Origin of the sequence: Mycobacterium sp. 4858, assembly GCF_900240975.1 — a bacterium.
GTDB lineage: Bacteria > Actinomycetota > Actinomycetes > Mycobacteriales > Mycobacteriaceae > Mycobacterium.
In genome coordinates, this window is the sequence record NZ_LT968776.1 from 1305741 (window position 1) to 1324735 (window position 18995).

The window sequence follows — 18995 nt, forward strand, 5'->3', positions numbered from 1 at the left end:
CACCGAAGGGCACGCGGGGCCGATTCGCACCGGCCGAGGTCTGCCCAAGGCAACCCCTAGAGTCTAGGGGACGAGCAGCTCAGAGCCAAATTCGCGGCCCAGGCGGGTGCGAGGCCGGTGCAACGTCGGTTCAGGGGGCGGTTTCCCCGATCCTTCGGATATCGCCGAGGTGGTGCACGCCCTCGTGCATGGCCTGCCGCACGAGCCAGCGGGCGGTGCGCTCCTCCCCCGGCAACCGGGTAGCCGTGCGGTCCCAGCCGGGATCTTTGGTGCGCGCGACTTCGTCGCGGAAGCCCGCCGCGGCGGCCGCCAGCTCGTCGAGCGTGGCATCGATGTCGCAGTCGTTGTACCGGAAGCGGCGGGCCCGCAGATCGTTGAACATCGGCTCGCACGCGGGCTGGTGCTCGGTGCGGACGCGGTACAGCCGGATGGTGAAGCTGACGTAGACGTCGCGCACGTGGCAGAGGTACTCGGCGACGGACCACACTTCCGGGCTGGGCCGTACCCGCCGCGCCTCGGGCGGGATCGCGGAGACGGCAACCCGGACGGCGTCCGGCAGGCCGGCGATCACGCCGACCGCGTCGTCAAGCCGAATACTCGAATAGCTCAGCTCACAGGCCGCGCAGACGTGGTCTTCGGCGGCCAACGGGGGCAGCGACGCGGGCATGGGGCAATGTTCCACCTGGAACGGTGGGGGATTTTCGTCGGTGGCGGTTTCTAAGCCTTTCCCGCGCCCACGAGCCAGGCGTTGACGTCGTAATAAGCGGGGCCGTCGGTTGCGGTGATTCTTCTGCACGAGACGAAGCTCGATGCGGCGGGTGCGAGGTCGTACACGTATTGATCGTTGAACTGCTCGCCACCTTTTGTGCGTTGAACCGCGACGGTCGCGCGGATCGGAAAATCCTTCGAGGCGTTGACCACGTGCCAGGAATAAAAGCCGCCGCAGGCGTTGTCCGGCCAGCTTTCTACCGAAGCCAGGTGGTTTGGGTCAACGGTGTCGGCCCACGCAAATCCGGGCGGGCCGACGATCGGAACGCAAACGGCGAGTAACGCAACACCTTTAGCGACGAATCTCACGATCATGTTCTCCAAGTTTGAACACACGCATCGTATCGCCATAGCACTCGAAGCGTTGATGAAATTCGGCGCTTTCATTGGCCCGCCGGCCAGGATTTAGAACGGGGGTGGGTCGTCGTCGGTGGGGGCGTCGCGGGGCCGGTAATGCGCGGTGTCGCTTGGTTGCCGGACCGCGGTGCGGGCCATTCGATTCTGTCGACGTTCGGTGGCCACGCGCGTGGCGCGGTCCCGGGCGCGGGTGCGTCGTCGGGTCGGCATCATCGCCGTGCGCTCGGCGCAGTAATCCTGGAAGGGTCGACTTCGGGGGCCGCGAGCGCCCCGGTGGCCCAGCACAGGCTCGGGAACAGCAGCGCGCTGCCCGGGGTGGTGACATAGGTGCGCCCAGCCGGGGAAGTCAGGATCAACGTCGCGTCGGGCAGCTGCTTCTCCTGCCAGCCCCAGAAGGTTTTCACCAAATGATGCGTGCGGCACAAGCATTTGAGGTTGGAGGCATGGGTGGGCCCGCCGGCACTGTAGGGGATCGTGTGGTCGATGTCGCAGGCCACCGCCGGGCAATCACAGCCGGGCCAGCGGCACGTCAGATCCCGGCACCGCACGAAATCGGCCAACGCCGCGGACGGCACATAGCCCTGCTCCGGGGGTGCGTCGGCGGGGTGGACCAGCGGCACCAGCTTGGCCGAGGCGGCCAACTCGGCGACCACCTCGGGCGGAATCAGCCCGTCGGCGCGGACCTCGCCGCCCGGCGCGGCGCCATCGCCGTCGAGGGTGGCCCGCTCGGCGAGCACATGAATCACCACCGGGCTCGCTGCGGGCCGCGTTCCCGCGGCGCAGTCTGCGCGCCCACAGCGACAGCCCAGCCGGTCGGCCCCGGCGGCCAGCGCCCCCAACCCATCCGCGCGGCGCTGCGCTCGGGTGCGCGGATCGTGCGCGCATACCGTGGCCGCCAACGCGTTCAGCCGCGCTTCGAGGGCGTGCGCATCGGGGCTGAACAGCACACCCTCAAGGCGGGCCAGGCCGTCCCCCATTTCACCGATCCACACCTCGCGCCCCGCCGCGCGCTCCCGGCGCCGGCGCACCGCATCGGCGTCAGCCCTGGCCACGATCTTGTCCACCTGCGCGCCCAACCGGCCCTGCGTCAGTGAGGGCCAACGCACCACATTGGCGGCCAACTGCACGTCCACGGCCGCCAACACCTCGGCATCAGTGATCAGATCGGTGCGAAACACCAGCGTCTGAAACATCCGGAAGTCGATCTCGCCCGCTTTGAAGACCGCACCCACCTTCGGCAACCGCTCACGCATCGCCCGCGCGTACCGGACCCGGCTGGCCGCCATCCCCTGGCTGATCCGCAGCTCCGCGGCGATCTCGGCCGCCACCGCCACCTCGGTATCCACCGCCCACTCTTCGGTCTCCGCGCACCGCGACAGCCGGTAGGCGAACAACTCCCCGACCCAGCACAACTGCGCCGCTGCCGCCCGATTCTCCGCCCGCGCACACCACGACGCCCGCTCCAGCAACCCCGACGACTCCGCCGTCTTCGACGGATACCGCCGCTCGAAATGCTCATCAAACGCGGCGATCACCTCCACCGACGACCCCTTTGAATCGAACATACATTCGATCATGCCACCGGCCTACGACAGAACTAGTCCCCTTGCCGCACCCAGGAGAAGATGTACAAGCTCATCGCCGTCACCAACGCCAGCAGCACCCACTGCACCAACGCTTGGTCGATCCATGAACCGGGCGGTGGGCTGCCGGGAAGGATATTGCGCAGCGGTACGACGGCGAACAGCATCGCGGCGTACCACGTGCCGAACGGCGGCACGAACTTCCGCCTGCCCATCGCCATCGGAATGGCCACCAACAGCGCCACGGTCGGCAACGCCATCAGGACAAGGCAGATGACCAGGTCGAAGACAAGCGGCCCGTCGGCCCGCTCCAGGGTGACGACCACGTTGCCGGTGTCCATCGACCGCGAAGTCCGAAGACCGCTGGGGTCGCGTACGCGCTCGACGTTGATGTTCCAACCGTCCAACGAGCCGGTTACCTCGACGATGGCCGGCACCTTCCTGCGGTTGTCACCGGCCCCCACGAACGCGTCGGCCGCGATCGGCTCGGTCTTGTACTTGTCGAATGGCCAGTTCCGCGGATTTCCGTGCGCCTCGATGGTGGTGGTGAGCTGCGCCGGCGCCTTTCCCTTGGGGTAGTTCAGGTCCCCGAGGTCGCTCGTCGGATACAGCCGCACGGCGACGTCGTTGCCCAACACGTCGAATCGTGGGTCGTACTGCGCAACCCCCGGATAGACGAGGACGTTGACGGTGAGCCGGTTCGCGACGGGTTTCAGCTCCTCGACGCGTAGCTGCACGATGGTGGCGTCACCCCCACCCTGGCTCAGATCCAGGGGAGGGAGCGGACCCGATTCCCGCTGCAGCGCATGGACCCCCAGCAGCGAGAGCGCGTAGGTGATGACGACGGTGACCAGGACGGCCACACCGATCTCGATCTGCGACCTCGTCAACTTCGGCGGCTTGACCTTGCCTGCCGGTTTTTTCTTTTTCTTCGGCGCCGCGGCCGTCGGCGCGGCGGGCGCACCGACCGCCGGTTCGGCCGACGCCGGCGCCTCAGACGTCATCGGTCGACCGCCGCGGCTGCTTGCTGGTGCCGCGCCGGCATGGCTGCCGAGGTGCACTGTAACGGGGCGCCACGTGGTGGGATGCTAGCGAACAGCCCTCCCGGTCGCGCGGCGAATTCCTATGTCCGCGTGTGTCTGGCGGTTCCGTCACCCGCTGGACATCCTCGGTTCACCCACTGGACGACGACTTGCACGGCACCAGGCGGCGCCACGGCGAACCGTTTGCTAGCGGGACTCCGCGTCCACCACGCAGCGAAACCCGATGTGGGAGGTCGCCGAGTCCTGCGACTGCGGCGACCGGGCCGCCGGGCGGTAGCGGTGGCAATACTCCGGCGCGCACAGGTGCGAACCGCCTTTGAGGACTTGGTTGATCGAGGGGTTCGGTGGCCCCGTTGGGGTGCAACAGGCTTTCGGCGGCTGATCGAGCCGGTGGTGTGCGGAGAACTCGGTGGCGGTCCACTCCCATACGTTGCCGATCATGTCGAGCAGGCCGAACCCGTTGGGCGGAAACGTCCCCACCGGAGAAGTCCCCACCCAGCCGAGCGCACCACCGTTGCGGTAGGGGAAGTCGCCTTGCCACGTGTTGGCCATCAGCCGGCCATCGAGCCTGGCCTCGTCCCCCCAGGAGTAGGTCGTCGTGCTTCCGGCGCGCGCCGCATACTCCCATTCGGCTTCACTGGGCAGGCGCCGACCGGCCCAGCGGGCGTAGGCCACGGCATCCGGATAGGCCACCTGCACCACTGGATGGTCGAGACGGTCTGCGATGTCGCTGTCCGGTCCGAACGGGTGGGACCAGCTGGCCCCCGCCACCCAGTGCCACCATTGGCGCCAGTCACGCAGATCCACCGGGCCCCGCGTCGGGCGAAAGACCATGGCACCGGGGCACAGATCGTTGGGATCGGCGCCTGGATAGAGCGCCGGGTCGATGGGTTGTTCGGCGACCGTCACATAGCTTGTCGCGGCGACGAATTCGGCGAACTGCGCGTTGGTCACCGGGTGCCGCTCCACCGCGAACGGGCCCACGGTGGCCGTGTGGATGGGTGCCTCTTCGGGGTAGAAGCTCGTCGAGCCCATGTGGAATGACCCGCCAGGCAAGTCGACCAGCTCGGTAAGCACCACCTCAGCGTAGGACCACCACGAGCCGCCAGTGACCTACCGGCAGTAACGCGCGCATGCGCGGATAACTGCCGGCGGCCTCACGGCCAAACACGTCGACGCCGGGCGACATGAATCCCCTTCCGCCCTAGGCGATTACTGCCGCGCGACACCCGCTATTCGCCCAGCCGAGCCAACCCGTTCACCTGAATTTGGTTTGCTTGCTCGGTCGATGCCGTTAAGTCTCGACATGTGCCGAACGGGGTGACGTTCCCGACCCCTCCCTTCGGCGCCGGGCGCCATCGCCGACGCCACGCACCCGGATCTGTTGCCCGCAAGGAAATCAAGCGAAGTGAAGCGCAAACGATTGGCCGCGACCATCTGCATGCTGGCCGCGGCCGCTCTGGTGCTTCCGGCATGCAGCAACGCTCCCGCCACCCTGCCGTATACCGCTGGGGCGAAGGTCAACTGCGGCGGTGACCAGAACCTGCTGGCCAGCGGATCGACCGCACAAGCCAACGCGATGAACCGATTCATCGCCGCCTACACCAAGGCCTGCCCGGGCCAGAATCTCAACTACACGGCCAACGGGTCCGGCGCCGGGGTCGGCGATTTCCTGGCCGGCAAAACCGATTTCGCCGGGTCTGACATACCGCTGACGCCCGACCAATACGCGGTGGCGAAGCAGCGATGCGGCGGCGCCGACGCCTGGAACCTGCCGGTGGTGTTCGGCCCGCTCGCCATCACCTACAACCTCGCCGCGGCCGACTCCTTGGTGCTCGACGGACCCACGCTGGCCAAGATCTTCAACGGGACCATCACGCGCTGGGACGATCCGGCCCTCACCGCGCTCAACGCCTCCATGCCCGCCGAGGACATCCACGTCATCTACCGCAGCGACGCCTCGGGCACCACCGACAACTTCCAGTCTTATCTGCAGGCCGCGTCCGGCGGGGCGTGGAACAAGGGCACGGGCAAGGCCTTCAACGGCGGCGTGGGGACCGGCGCCGCCGGCAACGCCGGCACGGCCGCGCTGGTGAGGACCACCGAAGGCGCGATCAGCTACAACGAGCTGTCGTTCGCGCTGAAGGAAGGGCTTTTCGCCGCGGAGATCAAGACGCCGGCCAGCCGCAGGTCATTGCGGCCGGTGCGGATCGGCGCCGACGCGGTCGGCAAGACCATCTCCGGCGCCAAGGTCATCGGCGACGGCAACAATCTCGTGCTCGATCTCTCGGCGTTCTACAACCCGGCCCAACCCGACGTCTACCCGATCGTGTTGGCCACGTACGAGATCGTCTGTTCGACCTATCCCAGCGCCGACGTGGCCAAGGCGGTCAGGGCGTTCCTGCAGGCGGCGATCGGCCCCGGCCAGGTCGACCTCGCGAAGATCGGCTACATCCCGCTGTCGGTGGACTTCCGGGCACGGGTCTCGAGCGCCGTCGACGCGATCGGCCCCGGTGACACGTCGAATTCCGAGTAACCCGGGGCTGGCTAGGCCCTCTTCGGTGTCTTCTTCTCCCGGGATCGCCACCAGGCGACGATGAACAGGGACATCGCGGTGACCAGACCGATCAACACCCACAGCACGACGGCCTGGTCGATCCACGACCCCGGCGGTGGAGAACCGGGCAGGAAGTTGCGCAGCGGCACGACGGCGAACAGCAGCGCCGCGAACCAAGTTCCCAGCGGCGGCAGGAATGTGGTCCGGCCCAACACCATCGGGATCGCCACCCACAGCGCCAGCACCGGCAGGGCGATGAGGACCAGGCAGATGCCGACATCGAAGATCAGCGGACCCTTGGAGCGCTCCAACGTGATGATCACATTGTCCTGGACGTCGGGGTTGGGGTCTTCGGGGTCGTGGACGCGCGTCACGGTGGCGTCCCAGCCGTCCAGCTTCCCGGTCACCTCCACGCGGGCGGGTGCTTTCTCGCGGTTCTGGCCCGTACCGGTGAACACGTCGGCCGCGAGGACTTCCGTCTTGTACGAGTCGAACGGCCAGTTTCCGGGATCACCGTGGGCGACGAGGGCGGTGCTGACCTGCGCGGGCGCCTTGCCGACCGGGTACTGCAAGTCCCCCAGATCGTTCTCCGGGTACAACCGCACGGCCGCATCGGTCGTCAGCACACCGAAGTTCTTGTCGTACAACGAGTCCTTCGGGTAGACAAGCACGTTCACCGTCAGGCGGTTCGCGACGGTATCCAGCTTCTCGAGGTGCACCTGCACGACGCTGTCGTCGGCCTCGAGCTTACTGAAATCCACCGGGGGCAGCGCGGGTGCCGACTTTGCCAGCAGGTGCACGGCGATCAGCGACAGCACGTAGATGACGATCACGGCCACGACAATGCCGAAAGTAATCGCCATTTGCCGGCCCCGGTGGGCGGCCGGCGCCGGCGGCGCGGGGGGAGCCGGGTTCCCGGCGGTCATTGCAGCATCACGGGCCAGATGCTAGCAGGGACAACGGCAATTTTCAGGGGATAGTGACGGCGAATTCCTGCATTACCGTGGATTTCGCCGCGTCGAAACCCGGGGCTTTGCCGGGCCCCTCCAGATGGACGGCAACCAGATACGCCTGGGTGTTCGTCCAGATGTGGGCGATGCGGTCGGCGAATTCGTTTGCTCCGGGCCCACCACCGGCACCGGTGAGCAGCTGGCTGCTGTAGCCACAGAACTGGGCCGCCGTGACGGTGACCCTGGCGTTCGGGTTCGCCCGTCCCAAGTCGCCGGCGTAACGCAGAAACGCGCCGCCCGGATCGAGGTCGGTACGGGTGATGGTCACCCGCACCGACATGCCGTCGGGCCCGGCGGCCGTCAACGCCACGTCACCCGTGCCGGGGGTCGAACTCCAGCCGTCCGGCAGCGGGACGGTGAGCACGGGCGCCACCGGGTCGGACACCGAGGCCTTGGTCATGGAGCCGCCGGCCGGTGGCGGGAAGCAGACCAGGGCATTGGGCGGAATGTGGTCGGGCAGCGTGGTTTCGACGCCGGGCACCGGCTCGGCCGGGTCGGACAGCCGCGTGGTGGGGGTCGTCGGCGAGGCGGTCGAACCGATGGCGGTGCCGCCGGTGGTCTTCTCGCACCCCACCGCCGCGATCACCAGCAAGCACAGCGCCAGGACTTCAATCGCGCGAAAAGGCAAGCGCAATTTCGGCTTCCACGTCCACGTAGGGCCGGCCGGACAGGTCGACGGTGACCTGCGTGATGGTGCCGCCGGTGAACGAGAACGGCGCCTTGTAGCGGCTGCACACCGCCGAGCCGCCGTTGCGCCCGACCGTGATGCCGGCACCCGCGATCCCGAACGTCCCGGGGTGCGTCTGCACGTCGGCGAGGGTGCCGACCACGTCGTCGTCGATGAACAACGTGACGTCCCCGAGCGGCGTATGGCTATCGGGCACGGTTCCGGTCCGCGCATAGCTCACGCCCAGCAGATGCCTGCCCAGCGGCACCGCGCCCGACGACGAGACGGCCTGCTGCCGCTCGCCCAGGAAGTTGTAGACGTAATGCAGGCGCCCGTCCTGGATGAACAGCACGTGCCCGCCGTGCGCGCCGCCCTGCTTGAACAGCACCCCCTCCGCGCCGGTGGTATCCACGCTCACCTCGGCCAGCACCGAGAACGACCTGCCCCGGATTTCGGCGCCCGCACCGATGCTCACGTCCGCGCAGTCGGGATAGTAGACGTAACTCGTCCTGTCACCGACAAGGTACGGGCGGAACCGCGTCATCGTCTCCAAGATGTTCAGGTCCGACAGCGGCAGCCCGTTGTACTTGGCGGCTTCGGAGAACCACAACGCCTTGAGTTCTGAGAGTTTGTCCGGGTGTTCGGCGGCCAGGTCGTGGCACTGGCTGCGGTCGGCCTCGATGTGGAACAGTTCCCAGCGGTCGGCGTCGAAATGCGACCATCCGGCCGGGGTGGCCGCATGGATGGTGTTGGCGAACCAACCCTCATGCCATATCCCGCGCGTACCGAGCATCGAGTAGAACTGAGTCCGCTTGCCGGTGCCCGCGGCCGGATCGGCGAGGGCCGCTTTGAAACTCACTCCGTCGAGTGGCCTCTGCGCGATGCCCCGGACGGTTTCGGGCGGTGTCATGCCCAGCAGGTCGTAGACCGTGGGCGTGATGTCGCAGACGTTGACGTAGGTGTCGCGGATCTCCCCATGTGCGGCAACACCGTCGGGCCACGAGATGATCGCCGTGTCGGCGATGCCGCCCTCGTGCGACGCGTACCGCTTGTAGAGCTTGTACGGGGTGTTGAAGGCCATCGCCCAGCCGATCGGGTAATGGTTGTAGGTCTGCGGGCCGCCGAGGTGATCGAAGAGCTTCATGCTCTCTTCGACCGTGTCGATGTAGCCGTTGAAGAACTTGCCCTCGTTCACCGACCCGTTCGGCCCGCCCTCCCCGCTGGCGCCGTTGTCGGAGATCACCACGATGATCGTGTTGTCCAGCTGACCGGAATCCTCCAAATAGTCCAGGATCCGGCCGATCTGGGCGTCGGTGTAGCTCAGGAAGCCGGCGAACACCTCGGCCATGCGGGAGAACAGCTTCTTCTCGTCATCGCTCAGCGAATCCCACGGCCGCACCGTGTCCTGCAGGGGCCAGGGCTCGCCGTTCGGCCCCGTGACGTCCGCGTACGGGTTGACCGGCGACAGTTCGGTGTCCGGCGGCACGATGCCCATCGACTTCTGGTTGTCCAGCACGATCTCGCGGTAGGCCTCGTAGCCCATGTCGAACTTGCCGGCGTAGCGATCGGCCCATTCTTTGAAAACGTGGTGCGGCGCGTGGCCGGCGCCCGGGCAGACGTAGCTGAACCAAGGCTTGTCCGGCGCGATCACCTTGGCGTCGCGGATGAATTCGATGGTCTTGTCGGCGAGGTCTTTCGAGAGGTGGTAGCCGTCTTCGGGCGTGCCCGGCGGGTTGACCGGATGGTTGTCGTAGACCAGGTCGGGATACCACTGGTCGGTCTCGCCGCCCAGGAAACCGTAGAACCGCTCGAAGCCGCGCGCGATCGGCCAATGCCGTTTGGTGGCCGCGAGATTGGACTCTTCCAGCGGCGTCAGGTGCCACTTGCCGACGCAGTACGTGTTGTATCCGCGCTCCGCGAGCACCTCGGAGAGCAGGGCGGTGTCGAACGGGATGCGACCGTTGGCGTTGGGGAAGGCGTCGGTGAACTCTTCGATGGTCGCCATGCCGACGGTGGTGGCGTTGCGGCCGGTCAACAACGACGCCCGGGTTGGCGAGCACAGCGCGGTGGTGTGGAATTGCGACAGCCGAACACCGCGCTCGGCGATGCGGGTCATCGCTGGCATCTCGACCAGGCCGCCGAAACAGTCCCACGTGGCAATGCCGGTGTCGTCCCAGACCAGGTACAGGATGTTCGGCGCGTTCTCCGGTGCGGTCGGCGCGGCGTACGGGCCCCAGTCCGGCTCGGAGTCCCGGATATCCAGCTCGATCTTGCCCTGAAAGGTTTGGGAGTCAGTCGACATGCGCCGAGCGTAACGCGACCGCGAAACTTCCGACCTTTTTTCGCGGTGCCGTCACGCTCGGCAAAGCGAAACGCCCGAGACCTCGGGTCCCGGGCGTTTCGATATCGCTTCGCGGCTACTTGGCCTTTTCCAGAATTTCGACGAGCCGCCACCGCTTGGTCGCTGACGTGGGACGCGTCTCCATCAGCGAGACGCGGTCGCCGATGCCCGCGGTGCTGTTCTCGTCGTGCGCCTTGACCTTCTTGGTGGTACGGATGATCTTGCCGTACAACGGGTGGCGCACGCGGTCTTCCAGCTCGACCACGATGGTCTTCTGCATCTTGTCACTCACGACGTAGCCGATGCGGGTCTTGCGCCGCCCACGCACCTTCGGAGTGGCCGGAGTGTGCTTGGAGCCCTTCTCTTTCGAGCCGGCGTCCTGCGCGGCCGCCTTCGGAGCCGCCTTCTTCGCTTCTGCCATCACGATTCCTTACCGTCGGGCCCGCTAGCCAGGCCCAGTTCCCGTTCGCGCAGCACGGTGTAGACGCGCGCGATCTCCTGCCGCACCGTGCGGAGCCGCCGGTTGTTGCTGAGCTGCCCGGTCGCCATCTGGAAACGCAGGTTGAACAGCTCCTCCTTGGATTCGCGCAGGCGCTCGGCCAGCTCCTCGTCGGTGAGCTCACGCAGTTCGCCAGGCGAAATTCCCACTGCCATCAGAACTGATCCTCTCGGGTCACGATGCGTGCCTTGATCGGCAGCTTGTGGATTGCACGGGTGAGTGCCGCCCGGGCCACCTGCTCGTTGGGGTAGCTCAGCTCGAACAGCACGCGGCCCGGCTTGACGTTCACGACCCACCACTCCGGCGAGCCCTTACCCGAACCCATCCGGGTCTCGGCGGGCTTCTTGGTCAGCGGGCGGTCCGGGAAGACGTTGATCCAGACCTTGCCGCCACGCTTGATGTGGCGGTTGATCGCGATACGAGCGGACTCGATCTGGCGGTTGGTGACATAGGCGTGCTCCAGGGCCTGGATGCCGTAGTCACCGAAGTTCACCGCCGTGCCGCCGCTGGCGATGCCGCGCTGGCGGGGGTGGTGTTGCTTACGATGTTTAACCCTGCGGGGAATCAACATGATTCAGCTCTCCGTGCTCTGCGGTTCTGCAGCGGGCGGCGTCTCCGCCGCGGCGGTTGCAGTGCTCTCTTCGGCGCCCGCGGCCGCGCGGCCGGCCTCGGTGCTGGTCGCCGTGGTGCCCGACGCACCGCTGCGCCGGGGCCGCGTGCCCGACGGGCGCTCGCGGCGCGGACGGTCGGCGCCCGCCGGGGCGGCCGCGGCCAATTCCCGCTTGCCGCCGACGATGTCGCCCTTGTAGATCCACACCTTCACACCGATGCGGCCGAAGGTGGTCTTCGCCTCGTACAGGCCATAGTCGATGTCGGCGCGCAGCGTGTGCAGGGGCACCCGGCCCTCGCGGTAGAACTCCGAGCGGCTCATCTCCGCGCCGCCAAGGCGGCCCGAACACTGCACCCGGATGCCCTTGACGTTCGGCTGGCGCATCGCCGACTGGATGGCCTTGCGCATGGCGCGGCGGAACGCCACGCGGTTGCTCAGCTGCTCGGCGACACCCTGGGCCACCAACTGCGCCTGCGACTCCGGGTTACGGACCTCGAGGATGTTGAGCTGAACCTGCTTGCCGGTCAGCTTCTCCAGGTCCGCACGGATGCGGTCGGCCTCGGTGCCGCGGCGGCCGATGACGATGCCCGGACGCGCGGTGTGGATGTCCACCCGCACCCGGTCACGGGTGCGCTCGATCTCCACGTCGGCGATGCCGGCGCGCTCGAGTCCGGTGGACAGCAGCCGCCGGATGGCGACGTCTTCCTTGACGTAGTCCGCGTACTGCTTGTCGGCGTACCAACGCGACTTCCAGTCCGTGGTGATGCCCAGCCGGAAGCCGTGCGGATTGATCTTCTGGCCCACTAGTCTGAGCCTCCCTTCGCTTCCGAGGTCTCAGCAGTTGCCTTAGAAGTCTTCGCCTCGGCGGTTTTCGCCGGAGCCTTCTTCGCCGGTGCCTTCTTGGCGGGCGCCTTGGATGGGGCCTTCTTCGCGGCGGCCTTGCTGGCCTCGGCGCGGCGGGCCCTCGTCGACTTCGCCGAACGCTGGTCCTTGGCGGGCCGGCTCTCCACCACGACCGTGATGTGGCTGGTGCGCTTGCGGATCCGGAACGCGCGACCCTGCGCGCGAGGGCGGATGCGCTTGGCGGTCGGGCCCTCGTCGGCGTAGACGGTCGCGACCACCAGGGTCGACGGGTCCAGCCCGTTGTTGTTCTGCGCGTTCGCCGCTGCGCTGGCGATCACCTTGGCAACCGGCTCACTGGCGGCCTGGGGCGCCCAGCGCAGGATGTCCAGCGCGTCGGCCACCGACCGGCCGCGCACCAGGTCGATCACCCGGCGCGCCTTGGTCGGCGAAACCCGCACGAACCGCGCCTTGGCGACCGCGGACGGGAATTCGGTTGTGGTCATCGCCGTTTGGCCTTCCGGTCGTCCTTGATGTGTCCCTTGAAGGTGCGCGTCGGCGCGAATTCACCAAGCTTGTGACCGACCATCGCCTCGGTGACGAACACCGGGACGTGCTTGCGTCCGTCGTGGACGGCGAAGGTGTGGCCGATGAAGTCCGGGATGATCGTCGAACGTCGCGACCAGGTCTTGATGACCTGCTTGGTGTTCTTCTCGTTCTGGACGTCCACCTTCTTGAGCAGGTGGTCGTCGACGAACGGGCCCTTCTTCAGGCTGCGTGGCATGTGCTACTCCTCGAGTTCCTAGCGACCGTGCTTCTTGCCGGTGCGCCGGCGCCGGACGATGAGTTTGTTGCTGGCCTTGTTCGGGTGGCGGGTGCGACCCTCCGGCTTGCCCCAGGGGCTCACCGGGTGCCGACCACCGGACGTCTTACCCTCACCACCACCGTGCGGGTGGTCCACCGGGTTCATGACCACACCACGGACCGAAGGGCGCTTGCCCTTCCACCGCATGCGGCCGGCCTTGCCCCAGTTGATGTTTGCCTGCTCGGCGTTGCCCACCTCGCCGACCGTGGCGCGGCAGCGCACGTCGACGCGGCGGATCTCACCGCTGGGCATGCGCAGCGACGCGTAGGAGCCCTCCTTGCCGAGCAGCTGGATGCTCGAGCCGGCGGACCGCGCCAGCTTGGCGCCACCGCCCGGCCGCAGCTCCACGGCGTGGATCACGGTACCGGCCGGGATGTTGCGCAGCGGCAGGTTGTTGCCCGGCTTGATATCGGCGTTCGCGCCCGACTCCACCACGTCGCCCTGCGAAAGGCCCTGCGGCGCGATGATGTATCGCTTCTCGCCGTCGAGGTAGTGCAGCAGTGCGATGTTGGCGGTCCGGTTCGGGTCGTACTCGATGTGCGCGACCTTGGCGTTGACGCCGTCCTTGTCGTTGCGGCGGAAGTCGATCACCCGGTAGGCGCGCTTGTGGCCGCCACCCTTGTGGCGGGTGGTGATGCGGCCGTGTGCGTTACGGCCGCCATGGCCGTGCAGCGGGCGCACCAGCGACTTCTCCGGCTCCGACCGGGTGACCTCGGCGAAGTCGGACACGCTGGAGCCGCGGCGGCCGGGGCTCGTCGGCTTGTACTTACGAATTGCCATGTCTAATCAGGTCTTTCTCTCGCGCGCGGCTAGGCCGGGGCCCCGAACAGGTCGATCGGCTTGCTACCCGGCGCCAGCGTGACGATGGCCCGTTTGGTGCTCTTGCGCTTGCCGTACCCGGTCCTGGTGCGCTTGCGCTTACCCTGGCGGTTCGCGGTGTTCACCGACGCGACCTTGACGGCAAAGATCTTCTCGATGGCGATCTTGATCTGCGTCTTGTTCGAATCGGGGTGCACCACAAAGGTGTACACGTTCTCATCCAGCAGCCCGTAGGACTTCTCCGAGATGACCGGGGCCAGGATGATGTCGCGGGGGTCGGTGATGGTCGCCATCTACGCCGAAACCTCCTCGGTGCTAGCAGCGTTGCCCCCGATGTAGGCGTTGAGCGCCTCGACGCTGAACACCACGTCGTCGGAGCGCAACACGTCGTAAGTGTTGAGCTGGTCGGGCGTCAGGATGTGCACACCCGGCAGGTTGCGCACGCTCTTGGCGCCGGCCTCGTCGCTGCGGCCGATCACGATCAGCACGTTCTTGCGGTCGGTCAGCGTGCCCAGAAACGCCCTGGCGTTCTTGGTCGACGGTGTCTGACCAGACACCAGCTCGGTGACCGCGTGGATGCGGCCGTTGCGCGCCCGGTCCGACAATGCGCCGCGCAATGCCGCGACGATCATCTTCTTCGGGGTGCGCTGGGCGTAGTCGCGTGGCTTGGGGCCGTGCACGACGCCGCCGCCGGTGAATTGCGGGGCCCGCGTCGAACCCTGACGGGCACGACCGGTTCCCTTCTGCCGGTACGGCTTCCGCCCGCCGCCGCTGACCTCGCCGCGAGTCTTCGTCGAGTGCGTGCCCTGGCGCGCCGCCGCCCGCTGCGCGGTGACCACCTGGTGCATCAGCGCGATATTGGCCGGGGCGTCGAACAATTCGGCCGGCAGCTCCACGGAGCCCTCGACCTTGCCGTCCGGCGTCTTCACGTCAATCTTGAGCGCCATTACTTCTCACCTCGTTTGATCGCGCTGCGGACCACCACGAGCCCACCGGTGCGGCCGGGGACCGCACCCTTGATCAACAGCACGCCGTTCTCGGTATCGACCTTGTGCACCACCAGGTTCTGGACCGTCACCCGGTCATTACCCATGCGGCCCGCCATCCGGGTGCCCTTGAAGACCCGGGCGGGGGTGGCGCAGCCACCGATGGAACCCGGCCGGCGGTGCACCGCCTGCGCGCCGTGACTGGCGCCCTGGCCGCGGAAGCCGTGCCGCTTCATGGTGCCGGCGAAGCCCTTGCCCTTGGAGGTTCCGGTCACGTCGACATAGGCGCCGTCGGCGAAGATCTCCGCCGTCAGCTCCTGGCCGACCTGGTATTCGCTGGCGGCGGCCTCGTCGTCGAGCCGCAACTCGGCCAGGTGGCGGCGCGGGTTCACGCCCGCGGCGCTGTACTGACCGGTCACCGGCTTGTTGACCTTGCGGGGGCTGATTTCGCCGTAGGCCAGCTGAACGGCGCTGTAACCGTCACGCTCGGGTGTACGGATGCGGGTGACCACGTTGGGCCCCGCCTTGACCACCGTCACCGGGACGACCCGGTTGTTCTCGTCGAACACCTGCGTCATGCCCAGCTTGGTACCCAGAATGCCTTTTCTTGCCATGAGTTCACCAAGCCCCTACTGGATGTTGACGTCGACACTGGCCGGAAGGTCGATGCGCATCAGCGCGTCGACGGTCTTCGGCGTCGGGTCGAGGATGTCGATCAACCGCTTGTGAGTACGCATCTCGAAGTGCTCCCGCGAGTCCTTGTACTTATGCGGAGAGCGGATGACGCAATACACGTTCTTCTCAGTCGGCAGCGGCACCGGACCTACGACGCTGGCACCCGTGCGGACGACGGTCTCGACGATTTTGCGCGCCGATGCGTCGATGGCCTCATGGTCGTAGGCCTTGAGCCTGATGCGGATCTTTTGTCCCGCCACGCTTCTCCTACCCTCACTCCACTTACAAAAATCCGTGTCCGGACCTGGTGCTCCCAGCGCGCTGACCGGGCCCGGAGCCGGGCCGATCGAGCGTCGCGCCGGATACTGCGCCGCTGTTTACCTGTCGTGGTCCACCGGCCCCCGCGGTCGGGTGTGTCACCCTCACGCAGCCTGGACCCCGACGAATCTGTCGCGCTCCAAGGATGAGACCGGACGCGCCCGTTTTGGGCGCTGGTCGTATGCCCGACCAGGCGCAAACCCGGCCCAAGGCAACCTGAACAGTATGCCCTAGATCGTGTGTTTGGCCAAATCTGGACCCAGGGCCGCCGACCTGCCCTTTTGGCCCCTCAGGCACCCGCCGATTCGACGCTCGCCGCGCCGGCCCGATTGTGTGCGCGCTGAACATAGAGGAAACCGTCGACGGCCGCGAGCGCGCACTCGCGGTAGTCGAAGCCGGGGAGCGTGGACAGCCGCCCCAGCACCAGGGGGCCGATGAGCAGCGCGATGGCGCGGGACCGGTCCACCTCACCCAGCTCGGCGGCCTCCGGGCTGTCGAAGATGGCGTCGAACGGCGCCGCGTACTGCTGGGCGATGCGCTCGCGCAGCGTGGTGATCGCCGGGCTGTCGGCGGAGTGGGTGCCGCGGGGTTCCGGCAGCTCCTCGAGGTCCCGGCCCATGGACAGCCACGACATGGCAGCCATCAGGGCGGGCGCCTGCGCCACGGACTCGGCCTGGGCCAGCACCACCGCCACCAGGCGATCCCGCAGCGACCCCTCGGCGGGCGGCGAGGGCGCCGGCGGGATGAGGCTGTTGAAAGCCGCTGCGAGCAAATCGTTTCCGCTGGGGAAGTGGCGATACAACGTGGCCCTCGCTACGTTGGCGGTACGGGTGACCGCGTCGACGGTCACCGCGCTGGGCCCACCGGAACTCAGCAGCGCCGCGGCGGCCTCGAGCAGGCGGGCTCGCGAGCGCGCCGGGCGTGGATCGGTGTTACCGCCGGTAATTGTGACCCACCTCCCACGTTTGGGAACAAGACTATCGGTCTATCTACAAGACTGTCGGTCTCGAAACTCTCTCTTCGACGCCACCGTGAGGAGGCGTAGCACATGGTCGAAACCCTGGTCCGGCCCGACCAGCGTACTGATGCGGTCAGCATCGGCGGAAGCCCCCGAGCGCGGAACTGGACGCTGGCCGTCGCCTGCATGGGCGTCGCGCTGGTGGTCGCGTCGATGACGGCGCTGAACACCGCGCTGGGAGACCTCGCGGTGGCCACCTCGGCCACCCAGTCGCAGCTCAACTGGGTCGTCGACGGGTACACCGTGGCCCTGGCGTGCCTGCTGCTGCCCGCAGGCGCGATCGGCGACCGCTACGGAAGGCGCGGCGCCCTGCTGATCGGCATGGTGGTCTTCTCCGTCGGGTCGGTGGCGCCGGCGATGCTGCACAGCCCGGCTCAGATCATCGCCGGACGCGCGGTCGCCGGGATCGGCGCCGCCTTCGTGATGCCGGCGACGCTGTCGCTGCTGACGGTGGCCCATCCGAAGGACGAACGCACCAAGGCGGTCGGGATCTGGGCCGGCACGGCCGGATCCGGCGGGGTGCTGGGCATGCTCGGCTCCGGCCTGCTGCTTCGCTTCTGGGACTGGCACGCGATCTTCTGGTCCCTGGGCGCCGGCGGGCTGGTGATCTTCGCGCTGGCGTGCACCGTCGCCTCGTCCCGCGACAGCGGCGCTCCGCGCATCGATTCGCTGGGCGCGGTCCTGATCGGCGCCGCCGTGGCGATCGCCGTGGCCGCGATCCTCGAAGCCCCCACCCGCGGGTGGAGCGACCCGCTGGTCTGGGGCGGACTCGCCGCGGGCGCGGTGCTCGCCGCCGCCTTCGGTGTCGCCGAGCTCCGGCTCACCCGGCGCGACGGGCAACCGCTGCTGGACGTGCGGTTGTTCGCGGACGCGAATTTCGCCACCGGTGTCGCCGCGATCGTCATCCTGTTCGGCGCGACGTTCGGCTTCTTCTACATCGGCATGCAATACGTGCAACAGATCATGGGCTACTCGGCCCTGGAGACGGCGATCTCCTTCGGCCCGTTCATGGTGCCGCTGGGCATCTTCTCGGCGCTGTCGTTCTGGTACGTGCCCAAGCTGGGTCTGCGGCTGGTGTTGTTCGTGGGCACGCTGCTGATGGCGGTCGGGTTCGCCTGCATGTACCGGCTGGACCTGCATTCGTCCTACCTCCAATTCGCCTGGCCCACTCTCGTGTTGGCCACGGGTATCGGAATCTGCACGGCGCCGACGACGTCGGCGATCATGGGCGCGGTTCCCGACGAGAAGCAGGGCGTCGCCTCCGCAGTGAACGACACGTCCCGCGAGATGGGCGGCGCGTTGGGGATCGCGGTGGCCGGTTCCATTCTGGCCGGCCGGTATTCACACGAGTTGGCCCCGAAGCTGGTTGACTTCCCGGCACCGGTCCGCGGGCCGGCCACGGATTCGCTGGCCAAAGCCGTCGAGGTCGCGGGCAGGCTGGGACCCCAGGGCCGCCAGCTGGCGGACCTCAGCAAGACCGCGTTCTTGGCGGCCCTGCATGCGTCCACGGTCGCGATGGCCGTGATCGTCGCGGTCGCCGCGGTGCTGATCGGGCTCTGGGCGCCGGGCCGCGACGGGCGGCAGCTGCGACCGATACGCCGGATCGCATCCCGAGGCCGTCACTGAGCGTGACGGCCAATGCCGTTGTCCGACAGCAGCTTCAGCGTGCACACGGCCGGGAATCCTTGAAACGGCCTGCCGCTTCTGGTATCTGAAATAGATATCGATAGATACAGGTCATCTCCGCGAGGCGAGGCGAGGTGCGATGTGGCGTTGGCGCGGCAGCGGTCACCTCCGCTGCGGGCTTGACCGCCAACGTATTTCGGGTACGGGAAGGAGGTGAGTCACCGGGGTAATCAAGAGCACGTGTAAAGCGAGCCGGCGGCCGTGCCGTCCACGAATATTGCGACGCATTGTCCGCGCGACGCACACCTGCGCGCGCACCGCCACTTGTCGTGGCCATCTGCGTGGACCGCGCGAACATTAGCCGCTCGTCGGGGCGGGCCCCCACGCATCATCATGGTGGGGCCCGCCCCCAC

21 protein-coding genes and 1 pseudogene are annotated in these 18995 nt (G+C 67.6%); 2 read left to right on the forward strand and 20 right to left on the reverse strand.

The features are described 5' to 3' along the window. Positions 1-130: 130 nt before the first annotated feature. The 5 genes and pseudogenes from C1737_RS14655 to C1737_RS14675 all read right to left on the reverse strand — a co-directional run bounded on the left by C1737_RS14655 (position 131) and on the right by C1737_RS14675 (position 4828). Positions 131-667 carry a DinB family protein gene (locus tag C1737_RS14655; protein ID WP_102418742.1) on the reverse strand — a complete coding sequence of 179 codons (537 nt, stop codon included), beginning with the start codon at positions 665-667 and terminating at the stop codon, positions 131-133. 50 nt (positions 668-717) lie between these two features. Further along, positions 718-1092, reverse strand: a complete 375-nt coding sequence (locus tag C1737_RS14660) for a hypothetical protein (protein ID WP_067924216.1) — start codon at positions 1090-1092, stop codon at positions 718-720. An 81-nt stretch (positions 1093-1173) separates the two neighbouring features. Further along, positions 1174-2690: pseudogene (locus C1737_RS14665) on the reverse strand (HNH endonuclease signature motif containing protein). A 32-nt stretch (positions 2691-2722) separates the two neighbouring features. After that, the gene (locus C1737_RS14670) at positions 2723-3712 is read right to left on the reverse strand and encodes a DUF4436 domain-containing protein (RefSeq protein ID WP_082972726.1); all 990 of its coding nucleotides are present in this window, start codon (positions 3710-3712) and stop codon (positions 2723-2725) included. 225 nt (positions 3713-3937) lie between these two features. Beyond that, a complete protein-coding gene (locus C1737_RS14675) occupies positions 3938-4828 on the reverse strand; it encodes a formylglycine-generating enzyme family protein (RefSeq protein WP_102419961.1) in 891 nt (296 codons plus the stop codon). Between the two features lie 331 nt (positions 4829-5159). Between C1737_RS14675 and pstS the strand changes: the two genes are divergently transcribed. Further along, on the forward strand, positions 5160-6287 hold the full coding sequence (pstS, locus tag C1737_RS14680; protein WP_068092158.1) for a phosphate ABC transporter substrate-binding protein PstS: 1128 nt from the start codon (positions 5160-5162) through the stop codon (positions 6285-6287). A gap of 11 nt (positions 6288-6298) precedes the next feature. Here the strand turns inward: pstS and C1737_RS14685 are convergent, their stop codons facing one another. From C1737_RS14685 to C1737_RS14755, 15 genes are all read right to left on the reverse strand, one after another. Further along, positions 6299-7234: a DUF4436 domain-containing protein gene (locus C1737_RS14685; protein ID WP_067924218.1), complete on the reverse strand. Its 936-nt coding sequence runs from the start codon at positions 7232-7234 to the stop codon at positions 6299-6301. A 43-nt stretch (positions 7235-7277) separates the two neighbouring features. Next, positions 7278-7952, reverse strand: coding sequence for a hypothetical protein (locus C1737_RS27160; protein ID WP_233214758.1), 675 nt, complete (start codon positions 7950-7952; stop codon positions 7278-7280). Continuing rightward, a complete protein-coding gene (locus tag C1737_RS14695; RefSeq protein ID WP_102418743.1) occupies positions 7927-10287 on the reverse strand; it encodes an arylsulfatase in 2361 nt (786 codons plus the stop codon). The genes C1737_RS27160 and C1737_RS14695 overlap by 26 nt, the downstream gene beginning before the upstream one ends. A 115-nt stretch (positions 10288-10402) precedes the next feature. Then, positions 10403-10747, reverse strand: coding sequence for a 30S ribosomal protein S17 (rpsQ, locus tag C1737_RS14700; protein WP_067924220.1), 345 nt, complete (start codon positions 10745-10747; stop codon positions 10403-10405). Next, positions 10747-10980 (reverse strand): 50S ribosomal protein L29, encoded by a 234-nt coding sequence (rpmC, locus tag C1737_RS14705; RefSeq protein WP_067924221.1) that lies wholly within the window; start codon positions 10978-10980, stop codon positions 10747-10749. The genes rpsQ and rpmC overlap by 1 nt, the downstream gene beginning before the upstream one ends. Beyond that, positions 10980-11396: a 50S ribosomal protein L16 gene (gene rplP, locus C1737_RS14710; RefSeq protein WP_007167840.1), complete on the reverse strand. Its 417-nt coding sequence runs from the start codon at positions 11394-11396 to the stop codon at positions 10980-10982. Before rplP ends, rpmC begins: the two co-directional genes overlap by 1 nt. 3 nt (positions 11397-11399) lie before the next feature. Continuing rightward, on the reverse strand, positions 11400-12239 hold the full coding sequence (gene rpsC / locus C1737_RS14715) for a 30S ribosomal protein S3 (RefSeq protein ID WP_067924222.1): 840 nt from the start codon (positions 12237-12239) through the stop codon (positions 11400-11402). After that, positions 12239-12781 (reverse strand): 50S ribosomal protein L22, encoded by a 543-nt coding sequence (gene rplV, locus C1737_RS14720; RefSeq protein ID WP_068092153.1) that lies wholly within the window; start codon positions 12779-12781, stop codon positions 12239-12241. The genes rpsC and rplV overlap by 1 nt, the downstream gene beginning before the upstream one ends. Next, on the reverse strand, positions 12778-13059 hold the full coding sequence (gene rpsS / locus C1737_RS14725; RefSeq protein ID WP_010908582.1) for a 30S ribosomal protein S19: 282 nt from the start codon (positions 13057-13059) through the stop codon (positions 12778-12780). The genes rplV and rpsS overlap by 4 nt, the downstream gene beginning before the upstream one ends. Positions 13060-13077: 18 nt before the next feature. Next, on the reverse strand, positions 13078-13920 hold the full coding sequence (gene rplB / locus C1737_RS14730; RefSeq protein WP_067924224.1) for a 50S ribosomal protein L2: 843 nt from the start codon (positions 13918-13920) through the stop codon (positions 13078-13080). A gap of 29 nt (positions 13921-13949) precedes the next feature. Further along, positions 13950-14252, reverse strand: coding sequence for a 50S ribosomal protein L23 (gene rplW, locus C1737_RS14735; protein WP_067924225.1), 303 nt, complete (start codon positions 14250-14252; stop codon positions 13950-13952). Beyond that, positions 14253-14906 (reverse strand): 50S ribosomal protein L4, encoded by a 654-nt coding sequence (gene rplD, locus C1737_RS14740; protein WP_068061950.1) that lies wholly within the window; start codon positions 14904-14906, stop codon positions 14253-14255. It abuts the gene before it with no gap. Next, on the reverse strand, positions 14906-15559 hold the full coding sequence (rplC, locus tag C1737_RS14745) for a 50S ribosomal protein L3 (RefSeq protein ID WP_067924227.1): 654 nt from the start codon (positions 15557-15559) through the stop codon (positions 14906-14908). Before rplC ends, rplD begins: the two co-directional genes overlap by 1 nt. Before the next feature lie 15 nt (positions 15560-15574). Beyond that, the gene (rpsJ, locus tag C1737_RS14750) at positions 15575-15880 is read right to left on the reverse strand and encodes a 30S ribosomal protein S10 (protein ID WP_003873519.1); all 306 of its coding nucleotides are present in this window, start codon (positions 15878-15880) and stop codon (positions 15575-15577) included. A gap of 347 nt (positions 15881-16227) precedes the next feature. Beyond that, positions 16228-16836 carry a TetR/AcrR family transcriptional regulator gene (locus C1737_RS14755; protein ID WP_255398332.1) on the reverse strand — a complete coding sequence of 203 codons (609 nt, stop codon included), beginning with the start codon at positions 16834-16836 and terminating at the stop codon, positions 16228-16230. A gap of 150 nt (positions 16837-16986) precedes the next feature. On the opposite strand from C1737_RS14755, the gene C1737_RS14760 reads away from it, so the two are divergent. Next, positions 16987-18582, forward strand: coding sequence for an MFS transporter (locus tag C1737_RS14760; RefSeq protein WP_102418744.1), 1596 nt, complete (start codon positions 16987-16989; stop codon positions 18580-18582). Positions 18583-18995 lie beyond the last annotated feature (413 nt).